This is a genomic window from Marivivens donghaensis (assembly GCF_011806565.1).
GTDB classification, from domain to species: Bacteria; Pseudomonadota; Alphaproteobacteria; order Rhodobacterales; family Rhodobacteraceae; genus Marivivens; species Marivivens donghaensis_A.
Genome location: NZ_JAATOP010000004.1, coordinates 49219 through 67573, shown reverse-complemented (window position 1 = coordinate 67573; position 18355 = coordinate 49219). Strand labels below are relative to the sequence as shown.

Here is an 18355-nt window from a genome sequence, read left to right as displayed (position 1 = left end):
CCACCATGAGCAGAATGGTTTGATTAACAGATCAAAGGCGTTTTTTTCCGCAACTTGCAACTCAATACGTCGTCAGATGCGGATTTCTTGCAACCTAAATATGCGCGGATGGCCTATAAGCCGGATTTTGTCCGAGGGACAAGCCCTCTGGATGACCATTCATCTTGGCCCGCTGTTACCAACGAGCCTCTAGCTGCCAACCCGGACCACTCGGGGTCAGGCGTCCCTGCGGCGATATAGGCGAACCTATCAATCCCGCGCGTGGTCCCTATTTGGCATTGCACCCGGTGGGGCTTGCCATGCCGGTCCTGTTGCCAGTCCCGCGGTGGTCTCTTACTCCACCGTTTCACCTTTTCCCTGCATGCAGGGTAGTCTGTTCTCTGTGGCGCTATCCCTGGGGTTACCCCCGCCGGGCGTTACCCGGCACCGTGCCTTTTGGTGTCCGGACTTTCCTCAGGTAAACCTGCGGTCATCCAGCCATCCGCGCACTGCCTCGTATTCATTTGCCTATGGAGCGTCAAGCGCGGTTGCGGTCAGAGCGCGGGATAGGTTTCCGCCAGATAGGACGCGAGCCGTAGGTCGGTTAGATCCGCAGGGCCATCGTAGCGCTGGCGATGGCGGAGGCGGAACGCAGGCAACAAAACGCCGAGCGGATGGTCCGCGTAGCCGACGTTTCGCAGCGCATTGAGCAGATCGCCCTCCAGATCGTCGGTCGCGACTTCGGTTTCAGCGGCGCGGATGGCCAGCCCCTGCCGCGCCAGACGGTTCCAGTCGAACCGCGCGCCGGGGTCGATCTTGCGGTGCGGTGCGAGGTCAGAGTGCCCGATGACGCGCTCGGGGCGGACGTCCCAGCGATCAACGATCCCGCGCAAGAGGTCTTCAAGCGCATCCATCTGCTTGGCCGCAAACGGCGCGGTTCCGATGTTCGATAGCTCGATCCCGATGGATCTGGAGTTCACGTCGGTGACGCTGCCCCACTGCCCTGCTCCCGCGTGCCACGCGCGCTGATCCTCGGGCACCAGTTGGATAACCTCGCCACCTTCGGAAATCAGGTAGTGCGCCGAGACCTCTAGCTCGGGATTGCAAAGCGTCCGCTCGGCCGCAGCGCAATCCGCCATCGCGGTGTAGTGGATCACAACGAGATCGGGCCGCGCGTTTTCACGTCGCGGCCCGAAATTCGGTGAAGTCACCTGTCGCAGGATCAGTTACCTGCCGAACGTGCGGCAACGATGAACGGCGCTGGATCCCAACCGCAGGCGAAGCCGTCGCCGTCAGGGTCGATACCAAGGCGGTCGCTCTCGGGGCCGCCACGGGACAGGAAATCGCGCTGCGCTTCATCTGGGTTGTTGTACTTGGCGCAGTTGCGGCGGTAGCGCGACTGGCCGGACAGCATGAAGCGGCTGTACCACTCCTGCCCTTTGACGTTCGGCGCGCTCAGTGCGTAGGCCACAATGTTTGGGCCGGTTTCCTGTCGGCCCGGCAATGCGGTCGGCTGGACCACGGTGTACTGCGCGGCCTGCTCTGCGCGGCGCGCGGCGTCAGACGCGATGGTTTCGCGCTCGGACACGGCTTCGAACGACTGCTCGTCCGAAATGCCCGAGTGGCTGGCCACAACGGTCGGTGCTGCGTTGGTCGGAGAGGCTTCGATACCCGACGCGCGGCCATAGGAGGTCTGCTGCGTCGCGTTGCCCGAAGGCGTCCAGTTGGTCGGCGTCGTAATGCCTGCCGCCTGCAACTCTTCGCTGCTGATGTTGCCACCGCCCGAGAGCGAGGTCGCCTGCACCGACGGTCCGCTCAGCGCTTGCTGGCGTTCCGCTTCGGTCATCTGCACCGAAGAATAGTTGGTGAACCCCGGACCGGAATTGCTCACCGGCGGGTTAGCACTACAAGCGGACAGCGCAGCAAGCGCTGTCCCGATAATCCAAAACTTCTGCACGTCGAAGCTGCCTCTGATGTCGTTAAAACGACGTTACCACCACTTTTCGGGCTTCGCCACAAAGCCGGTCTTTTGCTCCAGCGTGTAGGCGATATTCAGCAGGTCGGCCTCTTCCCAAGCGCGGCCGATCAGCTGGAGACCGAGCGGCAGACCATTCGACGCGAGGCCCGCAGGCACCGAAACACCCGGAAGACCGGCGAGGTTCAGCGTCACGGTGAACACGTCGTTCAGGTACATCTGCACCGGATCGTGGTCCGACACTTCGCCGATGCCAAACGCGGGCGACGGCGTTGCCGGAGCGAGGATCGCATCGACGCCTTCCGCAAACGCGTTTTCGAAGTCGCGCTTGATGAGCGTGCGGACCTTGCGGGCGCGGTTGTAGTAAGCGTCGTAGAAGCCAGCCGAAAGCACGTAGGTGCCGACCATGATGCGGCGCTGCACTTCGGGACCGAAGCCTGCGGCGCGGGTCTTTTCGTACATTTCGGTGATGCCGTCGCCAGCACCCAGCTTGGCACGCTCGCCGAAGCGAACGCCGTCATAGCGGGCGAGGTTCGAAGACGCTTCGGCAGACGCGATGACGTAGTAGGTCGGCAGCGCGTACTTGGTGTGCGGCAGGCTGATATCGACAACCTTGGCACCTGCATCGCGCAGCATTTCCGCGCCCTGATCCCATAGCTTGGCCACATCGGCGTTCAGACCGTCGAGGCGGTATTCGCGCGGAATACCGATGGTCTTGCCCTTGATGTCGCCGGTCAGTGCCGCTTCGAAATCCGGAACGGCGAGGTCGGCGCTAGTCGAATCCTTCATGTCGTGACCGGCCATCGCCGACAGCATGATGGCGCTATCGCGCACCGTTTTGGTCATCGGACCAGCCTGATCGAGCGAGGACGCGTAGGCGATGATGCCCCAACGCGACACGCGGCCATAGGTCGGCTTGATACCGACGGTACCGGTCAGCGCGGCAGGCTGGCGGATCGAGCCGCCGGTGTCCGTGCCGGTCGCGCCGATGCAGAGGTCGGCAGCAACAGCGGACGCCGAACCACCCGACGAACCGCCGGGGATCAGGTTGCGGTCATCGACCTTCCACGGGTTCACGGACGGGCCGTAAACCGAGCTCTCGTTCGACGAACCCATCGCGAATTCGTCCATGTTCAGCTTGCCGAGCATAACCGCACCGCTCGCGAAGAGCTTGGTGGTCACGGTCGACTCGTACTCCGGCTTGAAGCCGTTGAGGATGCCCGAAGCAGCCTGCGAGTCGACGCCCTTGGTGCAGAACAGATCCTTGATGCCGAGCGGGATACCGTTCAGCGCAGCGCCGTCCGCATAACCGCGGGCGTCAGCGGCCTTGGCCATATCGAGCGCGATTTCCGGTGTCTTGTGCACGAAGGCGTTCAGGACGCCCTGCGCTTCGATTTCGGACAGACATGCCTCGGTGATCGCAACCGAAGTGGTCTCGCCCTTTTTCAGCGCGTCGCGGGCTTCGGCGATCGTGAGCTTGTTCAGATCGGTCATTATTCCACCACCTTCGGCACGGCAAAGAAACCCTCGCGCGCGTCGGGCGCGTTCTTCAGGACTGCTTCCTGCTGGTCGCCATCGGTCACGACGTCTTCGCGGCGCTTGAGGCGCTGCGGCGTCACCGAAGTCATCGGCTCCACACCATCAACGTCGACTTCTTCGAGTTGCTCGATGAAGCCGAGAATAGCGTTAAATTCCTGCGCCAGCTCAGGCAGCGCGTCGTCTTCCACCTTGATACGGGCCAGCTTGGCCACGCGGCGGGCGGTTTCCGTGTCGATCGACATGGGCCTCTCCGTATTATGGGTCGAATGGCGTTTACCGCTCTGACGCGCACCTCGCAAGGCCAGCGCTGAAAATCAGACGCCTAGAACCACATATCTGCCGATTCCGTAGAGATAGAAGCCAGTGAAGAGGATATTGACCCACTTGAGCTGCGGTTCCGTTCGCAGCCATGCCAGATACCACCAGATCACGCAGAACGGCAGCGATAGAAACATGTTCAGCGGATACCAGTCCTGAACGATGGCGACGGTAGAGAGGATGCCCAACCCCAGCGCGAGGTTCTTCAGCGTTTCTTCAAAGGCATTACGACGGAGTACGGCCATATGCGTCCCTTGGAATAAGAGTCACACACCCTTTCGGTGGTTACTTGCGGTTATGTCAGGAGTCGGCAGCCGCAAATCGGCCTACCATTACATTCCCTTGCGAGAACTTGGACGTGATTGCAACCCTGAGGTTAGAAACCCGACCAATAATTGCCGAATGTTCTCGTTGCGTTACCATTGGGGCAAACAAATGGAGCTTTCGATGAAACTCACCTGGCTTGGACACTCCAGCTTCCGACTCGAAATCGCAGACCAGATCCTGCTGATCGACCCTTGGCTCTCGGGCAACCCCGCCTTCCCCGAAGACCGCCGCGACGATGCGATCAATGGCGCGACGGCCATCCTGCTGTCCCACGGACACGGCGACCACGCGAGCAATTGCGTCGGCATCTCCAAAGAACTCGATATCCCGATCCTGTGCATGCACGAACTCTCGGACATCCTGACCGAGGACGGCGCAAAAACGAACGGCTTCGGCAAAGGCGGCACGATCACGCTCGGCGACGTGCGCGTGACGATGGTGAATGCAGTCCATTCGTCGAGCATCGACTACAAAGGCGGAATGCCTGTCTACGCCGGCGGCGAGGCAGGCTTCGTCGTCCGCGCCGAAGGGCGCTCGATCTACTTCACCGGCGATACCGACGTCATGATGGACATGGAACTGATCGCCGACCGCTACAAACCCGATATCGGCATTCTGTGCTGCGGCGGTCACTTCACGATGGACATGGAAGGCGCGGCCTATGCGGCGAAACGGTTCTTCGATTTCAAAACCGTGATCCCCTGCCACTACCGCACCTTCCCGCTGCTGGCTCAGGAGCCGACCGAACTGATCGAAGCACTTCCGAACGTCGATGTCCTCTCGCCCGACGTGATGGAAACCATCACGCTCTAACGGCGGCTGGCAAAGAATTCCCGCAGCATCCGTTCCGCCTCGGGTGCTGCGATCCCGTCATAAACCTCGGGAACGTGGTGGCACTGCGAGTGGGAAAAAACACGCGGACCTTGCGCCACGCCGCCCGACTTCGGATCGGATGCCCCGTAATACAGCCGCCCGATCCGTGCAAATGATATGACCGCGGCGCACATCGGACACGGCTCAAGCGTCACGTAAAGATCATAGCCAGTAAGCCGCTCGGAACCCGCGGCAGCGCAGGCCGCCCTGATGGCCAACGTCTCCGCATGGGCCGTCGGGTCCGACAACTCGCGCGTCCGGTTCCCCGCACGCGCAACGACGCTGCCGTCAGGCGCTACGACAACGGCGCCCACGGGCACCTCGCCGCGCGCTCCGGCAAGCCGCGCTTCTTCTAGCGCATCCGACATATAACTGCGAAAGACCATAAGCCCTTGTGCGATAGCATTTACGCTCGCGCAAGCGGCTCTTCATTCTGACCCAAATACCTCGGGGTGAATGGCCGCAGGCCAGAGGGGCAGCGCCCCTCCAGCCAAGGTTTCAACGAATAGCCGCCGCGCGGGCAACAGCTTGCAACTGCTCGAACGTGCGGAAACGGCTCTCGTGCACTTCGCGCGCCTCTGCCTCGGCGGCATAGCGATTGGCGAAATGCGACATCGCGGTCATCGCCGAGGGAATGTCCGCATGAATGCCTGCCGCCACAGCGCCGAGGATAGCCGAACCGAGGAGAACAGGTTCGTCCACAGCAGGCACCGCAATTTCCTTACCCGTTGCATCGGCGAGGAGTTGGCGGATCATCTCGCTCCGACCTGCGCCGCCACTGATGACGATGCTGTCGATGCTTGCACCAGCGCGATCCTGCGCTTCGACGATCTGGCGAAGGCCGTAACCGATACCGCAAAGACCCGCGATATAGAGGGAAACGAGGCTATCCACGTCCCGCTCCATTCCGAGGCCTGCGATCACCGCACGGGTATGCGGATCGGCATAGGGCGCACGGTTACCGAGGAACTCGGGCACCACATGCAGACCGCTTGCGAGGTCGGCGGCATGACCACCCGATTTAAGCGATGCGGCCGCGCGGTCCGCCAACCACTCGGGCAAGGACTTGCCGTCAGCAGCCGCCAGTTCCCGCGCTTCGGCGGTCGCGGGATGATGCTCCAGCAGATGATCAATGGCAGCGCCCGCAGCGGACTGGCCACCTTCGTTCAGCCACAGACCCGGCACCATCGCCGAATAGTACGGCCCCCAGACACCCGGCACGAAGACAGGCTCTGCGGTCGAGGTCATGGTGCAGGACGAGGTGCCGAACACATAGGCGAGGTTCGCCTCTGCCCCGCCACCACCGGCCGCGCCAACGGTGCCGATCCCGCCCGCATGGGCGTCGATCAGTCCTGCGCCAACGGGCGTACCAACGACTAACCCCAGCTCTTCGGCAGCGCGCGCATCAAGCCCCTGCCCCAGTGCCTGACCGGCAGGCACAACGGTGTCGCCGATACGCTTGAACCCGTCCTCGGTCAGTTCTTCCAAACCGACAGAGTTGAAGTAGCTCGCATCCCACGCATCCTCGTGCGCCATGTAGGTCCACTTGCACGTCACCGTGCAGACAGACCGCGACACGTCCCCCGTGGCCCGCCATGTCAGGAAGTCCGTGAGGTCCATGAACTGCCAGGCGGTGGCGAAGATCTCGGGACGATTTTCCTTGAGCCACAGCAGTTTGGGCGTTTCCATCTCGGGCGAGATGCGTCCCCCGACGTAGTCGAGAACGCGGTGTCCCTTGGCGTTGATCCGTTCGGCCTGTTCGAGCGCGCGGTGGTCCATCCAGACGATGATGTTGCGCTCGGGTTTGGCCGGATCACCGACGGGCATGGACTGACCGTTCTCGCCCAGCACCACCAGCGAACAGGTAGCGTCGAAACCGATGCCCTTGATGTCCGCCGGATCGACCTTGGCGGCTGCGACTGCGCCGCGCACCGATTTGACGACGGCCTGCCAGATTTCGTCGCTCGACTGTTCGACGATCGAACCCGGATCGCGGTAGAGCGTGATCGCGCACTTGTCGGTGCCGACCATTTCCCCCGCGAGCGTAAAGATACCGGCCCGTGCGCTACCGGTGCCGACATCGACACCGACGACGTAGCCGCCCTCTCCTCCAGTCATGGTTTTCTCCTTCGCGGGCCTTAGAGGTCGACGCTGTTGGGCAGGATCACGAGGTCACGGATCACCACATTGCGCGGACGGCTGAGCATGAACAGAACGGCTTCGGCCACTTCGACAGGCTGCATCAGCGAGCCGTTGGCCAGAGCTTCGTCCATTTTCGCTTTGGGCCAGTCATCCAGCAGTGCTGTGACGACTGGCCCTGGGAGGACGGCACCCATACGGATGCCGTGTTCGGAAACCTGACGGCGCGTCGCGTGCATGAACGCCTGAACCGCGAATTTCGATGCGGTGTAGATCGGCTCCCACACGACGGGGACGACGCCCGCCACCGACGACGTGAAAATCACGTCGCCAGTTTTGCGTTCGATCATCTTGGGCAGAACCGCATTCACACAGCGGAAGGCCGCGTTGATGTTGAGGTTCAGCATACGGTCCCAAGCGTCGGGATCGCCCTCGGCCGCCGCCCCGCCGATGTATGCACCGGCGTTGGCGTGGAAGATATCGAGCGGGCCGACCAGTTCTTCGATCTTCGGCATCATGCCGGACACCGCAGCACCGTCGAACAGATCGAGGACCATCGGCTTGGCATTCTCGCCGAGCTCGCCGCAGAGCTTTTCGAGCTTTTCGGCATCGCGGTCGATCAGAACGACCTTGGCACCTTCTTCGAGCAGCTTCTTGGCACAGGCCAGACCGATGCCAGAGGCGGCTCCGGTAATGGCGGCGGTTTTATCTTTCATGAGCATGATTGGTCCTTTCGATCACGCACGACCGTGGCTGGCGCGAGAGCGACGAGCAAGAGAGTCAACGATCACGGCGATGGCCAGAACGGCACCTGTGATCATGTAGCGCAGCGAAGAGCTGAGGTTCAGAAGGGTCAGACCGTTCGAAATTGCCTGGATCACGATCACACCGAGTAGCGCGGACCAAGCCGAACCGCGACCACCGAAGAGCGAGGTGCCACCGATCACAGCCGCAGCAATCGCGTTGAGGTTCACGTCACCCGTACCGGCCTGCTGGCTGGCGGAGGCAAGACGCGAGGCCGCAAACACACCGCCGAGCGAGGCGAAGGCCGAACAGATCATGAAGGCCGACATACGGATGCCGCGAACGTTGATACCCGAGCGGCGGGCAGCTTCGGCGTTACCACCGACGGCGAACATCGAGCGGCCCCATTTGGTACGGCGCAGTGCGTATTCGAGAGCGATCACGAAGACGGTAAAGACAGCGAACATCCACGGCACACCGCGGCCAAGTTCGAGGTAGTAGACGCAGAAGACCAGCGCGACGGTGATGATGATCGCCTTCGCAAAGACCACCGACATACCCGGGCTCGACAGGTTGGCAGCGCGGCGACGGTTGTTGGTGTTCATGCCGGTGTAGACGATGACCGCACCCGGCAGCAGCGCGCAGATGTAGCTCAGCCAAGCGGGCATGATCATGATCTGGCCGAACTTCACGAGGGTCGAGGTGTACGGCAGGTTGATCGAACCCGTCGAACCCAAGAGGTAAAGCTGGAGGCCGAGCAGCGCGAGCAGACCGGCGAGGGTCGCAACGAACGAGGGCATCTCGAACTTGTTGCGCAGGAAGCCATAGAGCAGACCGACTGCGGCACCGGCGAGCACTGCAAGCACAACAGCGAACGGCCACGGAAGACCTGCATTCACCCAAAGCACGCCGATCAGCGCAGAGGCCAGACCGCTCATCGAACCGATGGACAGGTCAATCTCGCCCAGCAGCAGAACGCAGACAACACCCAGCGAAATCAGACCGATAGCGGCCGCATCGAACAGCAGGTTCACAAGGTTATTGGGTGCCAAGAATACGGGGTTCAGGGAGCTGAACACGACCGAAATCAGCAGAAGGCCGATGAAGACCGGCAGCATACCGAGGTCGCCGGATTTCACGCGGTCAAGGAATGCACGCACGGCACCGCCGATGCCTTGGTCGTGGCGGACGCGGCTGTCTTCGCGGTCGAGTTGATCGGAAATATTGGTCATACCGCTTCCTCCTGTTTGCGGGCCATACGGCGTGACACGGAATTTTCGGACGCGCCGGTGATCGCGGCGACCAGTTCCTGATGGGAGGTCTCGTTGGTGAAGACACCGTTGTTCTGTCCCAGACGCAGCACGACGATACGGTCGGCCACCGCACGAACATCCTCCATGTTGTGCGAAATCAGGATGACGCCGTGACCACGGTCACGGACGCGCTCGATGAGGTTGAGAACCTCGGCGGTCTGGGCAACACCCAGCGCAGCGGTCGGCTCGTCGAGCATGATGATTTTGGGGTCGAGCAGCAGAGAACGCGCAATCGCGACCGTCTGGCGCTGACCGCCCGAGAGCGAAGCGATGGGTTCGCGGACCGACGGGATACGGGCGGCCAGCTCGCGCAGAAGCGTCCATGCACGGACCTCCATTTGCACTTCGTCCAGCTGCCACGGGTTGATTTCATGACCGAGGAAGAGGTTCGACACAACGTCGAGGTTTTCGCAGAGCGCGAGATCCTGGAATACGGTCGCGATGCCAAGCTCCAGCGCCGTACCCGGACTGTCGAGCGACACGGGCTTGCCGCACCATTCGATCGTGCCTTCGGTCGGCTGGTGAACACCCGCCAGAACCTTGATCAGCGTGGATTTGCCCGCGCCGTTGTCACCGACCAGAGCAACAACCTCTCCGGCGTGTACGTCCAGTTCGATGTCCTTGAGCGCAGTCACCGCTCCGAACTGTTTCGAAACTCCACGAAGCTTGAGAATAAGCTCGCCTTTATCAGCCGTCATTGGCTCCCCTCCCCTTAAAAATGGCATTGGGGGCGACTGAACGCCGCCCCCGCCGTTGGATTACTCGATACCCAGTTCGGCGCAGGCGTCAGCGTATTCGCCGGTGCAGACTTCTTCAGCAGTCTGGATGCCCTTGTCGAAGATTTCGGCCTTGATGTTTTCCTGAGTGACAACGGCCGGAACGAACAGCTGCGAAGGCGTGTCGTACAGGGTCGAGGTCGCTTCAGGGGTCTCACCGTTGATCAGCTGCATGGCAACGTGTGCGGCAGCTTCGGCAACGATTTCCGACGGCTTCGAGATGGTGTTGTACTGGTCGCCAGCGATGATCAGCTGAAGAGCAGCGATGGTTGCGTCGTTACCGGTGACCGGCGGAAGCGGGTCAACACCGGCAGCTTTCAGAGCAGCGATCGCGCCGCCACCGGTGCCGTCGTTTGCAGCAACGATGCCTTTGATGTCAGCACCGAAACGGGTGATCTGACCAGCAGCCCATTCCTGTGCCTTCGGCGGAGCCCAATCCGGAGTGTCGAACTCGGACAGGGTCACGTAGATCGAGTTGTCCAGAGCCGAGTCGATACCGTCGCGGATCAGGCCGGCAGCTGCGTCGGTCGGCGAGCCGTTGATCTGGAGAACGCCGGCGCCTTCTTCGACACCCATGTCTTCGAGGTGGTCAACGAGCGACTGGGCGATAGCACGGCCGATGCCTTCGTTGTCGAACGAGACGTAGAAGTCAGCCGGAACGTCCGGGATCGGGCGGTCATAGGCCACGACTTTGACGTCCTGCGAGTGTGCGATCTGAACCAAAGCCGCAGCAGCCGACGAGTCGACGGGGTCGAGGACGATGACGCTCGCGCCCTGCGCGATGACCGAGTTGAACTGCTGCTGCTGGAGAGCAACGTCGCCGTTAGCGTTCTGGTAGATCACGGTGCAGTCGGCGCACAGCTCGTCCATAGCGGCCTGAAAGCCGGGATAGTCGTGCTGCTCATAGCGGGTCGATGCCTGGTCGGGCATCAGGAACGCAACGGTCTCAGCCGCGGCGGCGGTGGTGAAAAGTGCAGCGACGACGGTCGAAGCTGCGGCCAGCGATGTCTTACGGAATTTCATTCCAATCTCCTCCGGTTTTTTGATGCCCGTTTTTGCGGCCAAACGAAGGGGGACCGGCGCCACAACTGTGGGCCGCGCAACAGGAAAGCCGCGCACACGACTTCCGGTATCAGCGATGTCCTCCCTCGCCCCTCCTCGGGCTGCTACACCGATTGTGCATTTGCTCCAACATTTGCTCAACCGATGGAGCATGATTGCCACCGCTTGCGCATCCTGTCAACATGGGGTTGTAAAAACTTACATTGGACAGGGCGTGTAAGGCGTTGAACGAGACGAATTCTTCAAAGAGGCCAACGATCTACGATCTTGCGAAAATCGCCGAAACTTCGCCCACGGCGGTCAGTTCGGTGATCAACGGATCGTGGAAGAAGCGTCGAATCAGCGAGAAACTTGCGCAACGAATCCTCAAGGTGGCCGAGGAACAGGGCTACGCGGTGAACATGCAGGCGAGCGCCCTGCGCAAGGACCGCTCGAACATCGTCGGGATGATCATGCCCAAGTACGACAACCGCTTTTTCGGAGCGATTGCCGAACAGTTCGAAGCCCTCGCCCGCGCCAACAACATGTTTCCCGTCATCACCTGCACGCAGCGTGACCCCGACCTCGAAGTCGAGGCCGCGCGCGAGCTGCTGTCCTATCAAGTGGATTGCCTGATCTCGACCGGTGCGACCGACCCCGACCGTATTACCGCGCTATGTGCGGCCAACGGAGTGCAGTCGCTGAACCTAGACCTGCCCGGCCACGATGCGCCCTCGGTTATTTCGGACAACGGCAACGCCGCCCATGCGCTTACGAACCTCATTCTGGATCGCTGCAAGGCCGAACTGAGTTGGGAAGGCCCGCTGCGTTTCGTCGGTGGTCGCCTTTCGGATAACAACACCGCCGCGCGTCTCGACGGGTTTTTCCGCGCTCACAACGAACGCGGCATCGAAGTCCCCGACAATCACGTCATGGCCGCAGGCTATTCGGCCAACAGCGCCGCCGGACGGCTCGCCGATCTGCACCCCGACGGGCCGATGGGGATTTTCGTGAACTCCACCATTTCGCTCGAAGGTGTGGTGCGGTGGCACAGTGGCCTTGGCGATGCGGCTGCCCAAGTTCGCTACGGCTGTTTCGACTGGGACCCCTTCGGCTCCTACCTTCCCGGCAATGTCGGGATGGTCGAACAGGACGTGCCGGCGATGCTGGAGGCTCTTTTCGGCCTCATCGGCAAAAAGCCCAAGCAGGCCGATCCGATCCGCATCCCCTGCCACCTTCGCCCGTTCTGACGCTTCCGTGCACTTGACCATTTGCGGGAAAGGCTCAAGAAAACCGGCATGACCACTCACGCCTTCACTCTCGCCGGTATCCATCTGACCGCCCTGCCATCGGGTGCGCTGTGGCTTGCGGAGACGCGGACCCTCGTCGTGTCGGACCTGCACCTGTGCAAAGCCGAACGGTTTGCACGCAAGGGCTGCGGGATGCTACCGCCCTACGAGACCCGCGATACGCTCGCGCGGCTCGACGATGATATCCAGCTTTACGATCCGGCGTGTGTCGTCTGCCTTGGTGACAGCTTCGATGACGTCGAAGCGATCGAGGCGATGCCCGACAACGAACGCCTTTGGCTCACGCGGATGCAGGCCGGTCGCGAGTGGATCTGGATCGCGGGCAACCATGATGCGGGGCCGGTCGAGCTTGGCGGTGACTACCTCGCTGAATACAAGGTCGGACCGCTGGTTTTCCGCCACATCGCCGAGGACGGCGCGGTGGCCGAGGTTTCGGGCCACTACCACCCGAAACACAGCATCTCCGGACAGTCACGCCCTGCGTTTGTCTATGACGAAAACCGCCTGATCATGCCCGCTTTCGGTACATACACAGGCGGCATGTTCGCCAACCGCGCGCCGCTTGTGCAGATGTTCAGCGCGGCCGCGATTGCCGTGCTTACTGGGCCGCGATGCCTTGCTGTGCCGTTGAAGGCTGCGCGTCGAAGGTAATCCCCGCCTCGCGCAGGCTTTCCTTGCCGCTCTTGGAGACAGGCACCTGCGAGCCATCGGTCAGCCAGACGTAATCGCGAGCATCCTCGCGGCCAGTGCGCTCGATCGCGGCGCGGGCGACCCAGTGCGAACGGTGGACCTGAATTCCGTCGACGCCCGTCATTTCCTTCACCGCATCGCCGAGGCGCATAAGAACGCGCTGCTGCTCCTCCCCCACGATGGTCACAACGACGTAGTGGTTGTCGCTATTGAGGCGAATGATCTTGCTGGCATCCTCGACACCCTCAAGACGCTCCAGCATCTGCACTTTCACCGGCGCTGCGAATTCCTGAGCCACATTCGCCGCGATGGTAACCACGGGCACAGGCTGCCAACGCTGGCGAAGAACAACGGTGCGGATCAGCGCAATTGCTACGCAAACCACAAAGATGTCGAGCCACAGGACCAGTAGATCTGGGCGCAAAGCCTCCGGTGCGCCCACAATTTTCAATCCGAAATAGATGGCGGGTGCGGCGATGAAGGTCATCAGGAACATCGACAGGATGTCGACCTTGTACCGCATCCAGTCTGGCACGACGCGGACAACGACCATGCGGATGCCCTGAACAACAAAGATCGCGCCGAAACAGATGCACGCCCAGAACAACAGCCGCAGCGCAACAGGCTGGATCCAAATAGTGTTGAACGGCGCGGTCCAGCCGACAATTACACTCATAATTGCTGCGATCCGCACGCGCGGAAGAAAAGATGGCAATGGCGCCTCGCGATAACTTGGCAAGGTATCCCCCGATGCTTTGCTCAAATGCACGAAAACTGCGATTCACTGGGTAAAGTCGGCAATATTGCACAAAAGACAGGTTACCAGGCGCACTTTGGAACGATGCAAATTTTTTACGCTAAATGTGATTCACTTTGCACACATGACATTGGGTCGCGGCAAGGGATACGTAGCGACAAAATGAAAAACGGGCCCGAAGGCCCGGTTTTGGCCAGAATGTCCTACCAGATCAGGCCGTAAGCCCTTCAGGCTCTGCCAGATTGTTTGCGCGGCAGCAGGCCGTCACGGTGTTCGCGAGCAGACAGGCGATGGTCATCGGACCGACACCGCCTGGAACAGGTGTAATCGCGCCAGCCACTTCGGCGCAGGAATCATACTCGCAGTCACCGACCAGCTTGGTCTTGCCGTCGCGCTCAATGCGGTTGATGCCCACGTCGATGACGGTCGCGCCGTCCTTGATCCACGCGCCGGTGACCATTTCGGGGCGGCCGACAGCGGCGACAACGATGTCCGCCTGCTTGACCACGTCCTGAATGTTCTTGGTGCGGCTATGCGCGATGGTGACGGTGCAGCTGTCGTTCAGCAGCAGTTGCGCCATGGGTTTGCCCACGATGTTCGAGCGGCCAATGACAACGGCGTTCATGCCCGAAAGCGAGCCGTGGTGGTCGCGGAGCATCATCAGGCAGCCGAGCGGCGTGCAGGGCACCATCGACTTCTGACCGGTGCCAAGCAGACCCACGTTCGAGGTGTGGAAGCCGTCCACGTCCTTCGCAGGCGAGATCGAGTTGATCACGAGGTCGGAGTTCAGATGCGACGGCAGCGGAAGCTGGACGAGGATGCCGTGAACAGCCGGATCGTTGTTCAACTGGTCGATCAGCGCGAGCAGCGCCTCTTCCGAGGTGTCGGCGTCGAGCTTGTGTTCGTAGGAGTTCATTCCGACTTCGACCGTCTGCTTGCCCTTCATGCGGACGTAGACCTGCGACGCGGGGTCTTCACCGACCAGAACAACCGCGAGACCGGGCGTGATGCCGTTCTCTTCCTTGAGGCGGGTCACATGGCCCGCAACCTTTTCGCGGACGTTTGCCGCAAACGCTTTGCCGTCGATTACTTTCGCGCTCATCGGGTCCTCTTCGTTCTGGTCAGTTGGTGGCAGCGGCAGGCGCACACTCTGCTGCTGCGGCGTTGAGTTGCCACACTCCTAGCTTCAACGAAATAAGGAACGAGCGCGATTTCCGACGTTTTCAGGCGTGGAATCGGCCAAGGCAGGTCCGTTATTTTCGTATAGGAAACTCGCGTTTTAGTCGGGCGACCACGCACGCTGCTGCGGAACATGGAGCCGCAGGAGGTCACCGATCTTCAACCCGCCTTCGCGTTCGACCCACGCAGTCACTCCGCGGCGGCCTTGGGCAGCCTGCCGGAATTTCTTGCCGTGACCGGGTTTGTCCTGCTCGATCGTCATGGAAACGATGTTGCACGGCTGGTTCACCATATCGACAATTAGCGTTGTGCCGTTCGGCGCCTGAAGGCGGCTCGACGGGGGGATATGGGTGAAATCGGGGATACCAGACACGACAACGGTCGCACCCAACCAGAGCGGATTGAGCTCTTCCAGATCCAGCTTCAGCGCGATGGCGGCCATCTCTTCGGCCGACAGGATCGACAGCTGGCGCACATTCGCGATCTCGGTGTTCTTGGGGTGCTGGAGCGTCACGCGACTGCACGACGGGCGTGTGCGGCCATAGTGGGCGTCTTTTTCAAAACCGTTGAGGTCCAGCGGCATCTCGGTCACCCCTTCAGAGGTGATGGTGCGGTCGGACATGACGGGCATGAAACCCAGCCAGGTGATTTTGCCGTAATAGTCGGTCGGAACGAGTGCGGGCATCAGTCTTTCGTCAATACAAAGAATACGCGCCGGAATGGCAGGCGGCACACGCCTTGGTAGCTGACGGGATATGCCTTGCCAAGTTCGGCTTCGTACTCGGAAATATAGCTGTCGGTCTCCTCATCGGTGAGCACGTCGAGGATAGGACGGAGGTAGGTCGCTTCGGTAAAACGTCGAACCGGATGGCTACCATCGTCAGCGGAGAGCGTCTGGATATACGTCGTCTCCCACGCCTCGACAGTGCCGAGCGGCTCCAAAAGGTCGAGGTAGTCCGCGGGGTCCAGAACGTGCGCAGCGGGATCGGGCCACGGATAGCGGTCGGGGAACATGCGCTTGGCGATCTTGCGGGCCAGCGCGTGGGACGGCACATCGTGTTGTCCCGGCATCTGTACGGCGAGCACTCCGCCCTGCGGCAGGAACGCAGCGATGCGCGGCATCATCTGCTTGTGGTCGGCAACCCAATTGAGTGCAGCGTTCGAAAAGATGACTGCGGGCGTGTCCGCAGGCTCCCAGTGTACGATGTCCGCGTGAATAAGGTCATCGTAGGAGCGCGTTTCGGACGCCTTGGCCAGCATCACAGGGCTGCTATCGACGCCCTTGATTGCCTTGTCGGCAAACCGCAGGGCGAGCGCCTCTGCCACCGCGCCATCTCCGCACCCAAGGTCGATCACGTCCCCATCGGGCAACTCGCCAATCTGCGCCAGCAGATCGAGAGCTGGCCTTAAACGAACGCCCCGAAACCTTGTGTAGGTTTCGGGGCGCCAGTCGTTTTTCATCGTCGGGGTCAAGCCGTCGGCTCCGGTTCGAGGCCGTTGTCATCGCTTGGCTTCTTGGCCTTGCGTGTCTTCGGCATCGCGTGGACCGAACCGCTGTCGTCCTTGTCCTGATCGTCGCCGTTTCCTTGCGGCGGCTCACCTTTCATGACGCGCTTGATCTCTTCACCGGTCAGGGTCTCGTACTCGAGCAGACCTTGAGCCAGACGCTCCCACTCATCCTTCTTTTCGGTCAGGATGCGGTAGGCTTCTTCATAGCCGTGCTGGATGAAGTCGCGGACCTCTTCCTCGATCAGCTCTTTGGTACGAGCCGAAACCGAGAAGCCGGCCGTGTTACCCGAGTAACCTTCGTGGGCTTCCGAGTAGTCGAGGTTGCCGACCTTGTCTGACATACCCCAACGCAGTACCATGGCGCGCGCCAGTTGCGATGCCTGCTGGATGTCGCCAGCCGGACCGTTGGACACTTCATCCTCACCGTATTTGATGATTTCGGCCGCCTTACCAGCCATCGTCATCGCCAGCTTCTGGTGACATTCCGATTTGTGCCAGTTCAGGCGATCCATTTCCGGCAGCGAGACAACCATACCCAGTGCACCACCGCGCGGAATGATGGTGGCTTTATAGACAGGGTCGCACTTCGGCAGGGTCAGACCGACAACGGCGTGGCCTGCTTCGTGGTATGCGGTCTTTTCTTTCTGGTCCTGCGTCAGAACCATCGAGCGACGCTCCGCACCCATCATGACCTTGTCTTTGGCGTTCTCGAAATCGACCATGGTGACAAAGCTGCGGCCAACGCGGGCAGCCATCAGGGCAGCTTCGTTCACGAGGTTCATCAGGTCAGCACCCGAGAAACCCGGCGTGCCGCGCGCGATGATGCGCAGGTCGACGTCTTTGCCCAGCGGGGTCTTGCGAGCGTGAACAGCAAGGATTTTCTCGCGGCCTTTGATGTCGGGGTTCGGAACGGTGACCTGACGGTCGAAACGGCCCGGACGCAGCAGTGCGGGGTCGAGCACGTCACGGCGGTTGGTCGCAGCAACGATGATAACGCCTTCATTCGCTTCGAAACCGTCCATCTCGACCAGAAGCTGGTTGAGGGTTTGTTCGCGTTCGTCATTACCGCCGCCATAACCTGCACCACGGTGACGACCCACTGCGTCGATTTCGTCGATGAAGACGATACACGGCGCGTTCTTTTTGGCCTGTTCGAACATATCGCGGACGCGGGACGCACCCACACCGACAAACATTTCGACGAAGTCCGAACCGGAAATGGTGAAGAACGGCACGCCAGCCTCGCCAGCGATTGCGCGGGCAAGCAGGGTCTTACCGGTACCCGGAGGGCCTACGAGCAGCGCACCTTTGGGGATCTTGCCGCCGAGGCGCGAGAACTTCTGCGGGTTGCGCAGGAATTCTACGATCTCTTCGAGCTCTTCCTTGGCTTCGTCGATACCGGCAACGTCGTCAAAGGTCACGCGGCCATGCTTTTCGGTCAGCATCTTGGCCTTCGATTTGCCAAAGCCCATCGCGCCGCCACGACCGCCGCCTTGCATACGGTTCATGAAGTAGATCCAGACACCGATCAGCAGCAGGAACGGCAGCAGGCTCACGAGAATCGCTTGGAAGATCGACTGCTCTTGCGGATCAGCCGAAACCGGAACGTCGTTCGCGATCAGGATATCGGTGACCGATGCGTCTTCGGGTTTGACCGTCGAATAGGTGCGGTCGTCGGTTCCGACATAGGTGACGCGCTCACCGTCCAGCTCGACGCTGGCCACTTGGTCATTCTCAACAGCCTCGATGAATTCCGAGTAGCTGCGCGAGGTCGACTGAAGCGACGACGGCGGCGAAGAGATGACGTTGAACAGTGACACGACCAACACAAAGAGGACGAGCCAGAAGACGATGTTTCTTGCGTTACCCAAGGGGGAACTCCTTTG

At 61.1% G+C, this 18355-nt stretch carries 19 protein-coding genes and 1 other RNA gene; 3 read left to right on the top strand and 17 right to left on the bottom strand.

Features of this window, described 5'->3' with window-relative positions; genetic code table 11:
- Positions 1-100 precede the first annotated feature (100 nt).
- From rnpB to HCZ30_RS07200, 6 genes are all read right to left on the bottom strand, one after another.
- Positions 101-485, bottom strand: an RNA gene (rnpB, locus tag HCZ30_RS07225) — RNase P RNA component class A.
- 48 nt (positions 486-533) lie between these two features.
- On the bottom strand, positions 534-1190 hold the full coding sequence (locus HCZ30_RS07220) for an N-acetylmuramoyl-L-alanine amidase (protein ID WP_348640357.1): 657 nt from the start codon (positions 1188-1190) through the stop codon (positions 534-536).
- Positions 1191-1201: 11 nt separating this feature from the next.
- Positions 1202-1936, bottom strand: a complete 735-nt coding sequence (locus tag HCZ30_RS07215; protein ID WP_167637611.1) for a hypothetical protein — start codon at positions 1934-1936, stop codon at positions 1202-1204.
- A gap of 33 nt (positions 1937-1969) precedes the next feature.
- On the bottom strand, positions 1970-3448 hold the full coding sequence (gene gatA, locus HCZ30_RS07210) for an Asp-tRNA(Asn)/Glu-tRNA(Gln) amidotransferase subunit GatA (protein WP_167637610.1): 1479 nt from the start codon (positions 3446-3448) through the stop codon (positions 1970-1972).
- Positions 3448-3735 carry an Asp-tRNA(Asn)/Glu-tRNA(Gln) amidotransferase subunit GatC gene (gatC, locus tag HCZ30_RS07205; RefSeq protein ID WP_167637609.1) on the bottom strand — a complete coding sequence of 96 codons (288 nt, stop codon included), beginning with the start codon at positions 3733-3735 and terminating at the stop codon, positions 3448-3450. The genes gatA and gatC overlap by 1 nt, the downstream gene beginning before the upstream one ends.
- Before the next feature lie 72 nt (positions 3736-3807).
- Complete coding sequence (locus HCZ30_RS07200; protein WP_167637608.1) at positions 3808-4056, bottom strand: peptidase; 249 nt, start codon at positions 4054-4056, stop codon at positions 3808-3810.
- A gap of 202 nt (positions 4057-4258) precedes the next feature.
- Between HCZ30_RS07200 and HCZ30_RS07195 the strand changes: the two genes are divergently transcribed.
- Positions 4259-4951, top strand: a complete 693-nt coding sequence (locus HCZ30_RS07195) for a metal-dependent hydrolase (protein WP_167637607.1) — start codon at positions 4259-4261, stop codon at positions 4949-4951.
- Here the strand turns inward: HCZ30_RS07195 and HCZ30_RS07190 are convergent.
- The 6 genes from HCZ30_RS07190 to HCZ30_RS07165 all read right to left on the bottom strand — a co-directional run bounded on the left by HCZ30_RS07190 (position 4948) and on the right by HCZ30_RS07165 (position 11006).
- On the bottom strand, positions 4948-5397 hold the full coding sequence (locus HCZ30_RS07190; protein WP_167637606.1) for a nucleoside deaminase: 450 nt from the start codon (positions 5395-5397) through the stop codon (positions 4948-4950). The genes HCZ30_RS07195 and HCZ30_RS07190 overlap by 4 nt on opposite strands.
- A 112-nt stretch (positions 5398-5509) precedes the next feature.
- Positions 5510-7129: an FGGY-family carbohydrate kinase gene (locus HCZ30_RS07185; protein ID WP_167637605.1), complete on the bottom strand. Its 1620-nt coding sequence runs from the start codon at positions 7127-7129 to the stop codon at positions 5510-5512.
- A 20-nt stretch (positions 7130-7149) separates the two neighbouring features.
- Complete coding sequence (locus HCZ30_RS07180; protein ID WP_167637604.1) at positions 7150-7872, bottom strand: SDR family oxidoreductase; 723 nt, start codon at positions 7870-7872, stop codon at positions 7150-7152.
- A 15-nt stretch (positions 7873-7887) separates the two neighbouring features.
- Entirely contained in the window at positions 7888-9126 is a 1239-nt protein-coding gene (locus HCZ30_RS07175; protein ID WP_167637603.1) for a sugar ABC transporter permease, read from the bottom strand.
- A complete protein-coding gene (locus HCZ30_RS07170; RefSeq protein WP_167637602.1) occupies positions 9123-9905 on the bottom strand; it encodes an ATP-binding cassette domain-containing protein in 783 nt (260 codons plus the stop codon). Before HCZ30_RS07170 ends, HCZ30_RS07175 begins: the two co-directional genes overlap by 4 nt.
- Before the next feature lie 60 nt (positions 9906-9965).
- Positions 9966-11006 carry an ABC transporter substrate-binding protein gene (locus HCZ30_RS07165; protein WP_167637601.1) on the bottom strand — a complete coding sequence of 347 codons (1041 nt, stop codon included), beginning with the start codon at positions 11004-11006 and terminating at the stop codon, positions 9966-9968.
- A 263-nt stretch (positions 11007-11269) separates the two neighbouring features.
- Between HCZ30_RS07165 and HCZ30_RS07160 the strand changes: the two genes are divergently transcribed.
- A complete protein-coding gene (locus tag HCZ30_RS07160) occupies positions 11270-12274 on the top strand; it encodes a LacI family DNA-binding transcriptional regulator (protein ID WP_167637600.1) in 1005 nt (334 codons plus the stop codon).
- A gap of 48 nt (positions 12275-12322) precedes the next feature.
- Positions 12323-12985: a ligase-associated DNA damage response endonuclease PdeM gene (pdeM, locus tag HCZ30_RS07155; protein WP_167637599.1), complete on the top strand. Its 663-nt coding sequence runs from the start codon at positions 12323-12325 to the stop codon at positions 12983-12985.
- Here pdeM and HCZ30_RS07150 read toward each other — a convergent pair.
- From HCZ30_RS07150 to ftsH, 5 genes are all read right to left on the bottom strand, one after another.
- Entirely contained in the window at positions 12933-13700 is a 768-nt protein-coding gene (locus tag HCZ30_RS07150) for a LytTR family DNA-binding domain-containing protein (protein WP_167637598.1), read from the bottom strand. The genes pdeM and HCZ30_RS07150 overlap by 53 nt on opposite strands.
- A 292-nt stretch (positions 13701-13992) precedes the next feature.
- Positions 13993-14883: a bifunctional methylenetetrahydrofolate dehydrogenase/methenyltetrahydrofolate cyclohydrolase FolD gene (gene folD / locus HCZ30_RS07145; RefSeq protein WP_167637597.1), complete on the bottom strand. Its 891-nt coding sequence runs from the start codon at positions 14881-14883 to the stop codon at positions 13993-13995.
- A 177-nt stretch (positions 14884-15060) separates the two neighbouring features.
- Positions 15061-15645, bottom strand: coding sequence for an MOSC domain-containing protein (locus HCZ30_RS07140; protein WP_167637596.1), 585 nt, complete (start codon positions 15643-15645; stop codon positions 15061-15063).
- Complete coding sequence (locus tag HCZ30_RS07135; protein WP_246212665.1) at positions 15645-16433, bottom strand: methyltransferase domain-containing protein; 789 nt, start codon at positions 16431-16433, stop codon at positions 15645-15647. Before HCZ30_RS07135 ends, HCZ30_RS07140 begins: the two co-directional genes overlap by 1 nt.
- Positions 16430-18340, bottom strand: coding sequence for an ATP-dependent zinc metalloprotease FtsH (gene ftsH / locus HCZ30_RS07130; RefSeq protein WP_167637595.1), 1911 nt, complete (start codon positions 18338-18340; stop codon positions 16430-16432). The genes HCZ30_RS07135 and ftsH overlap by 4 nt, the downstream gene beginning before the upstream one ends.
- Between the last annotated feature and the right edge of the window lie 15 nt (positions 18341-18355).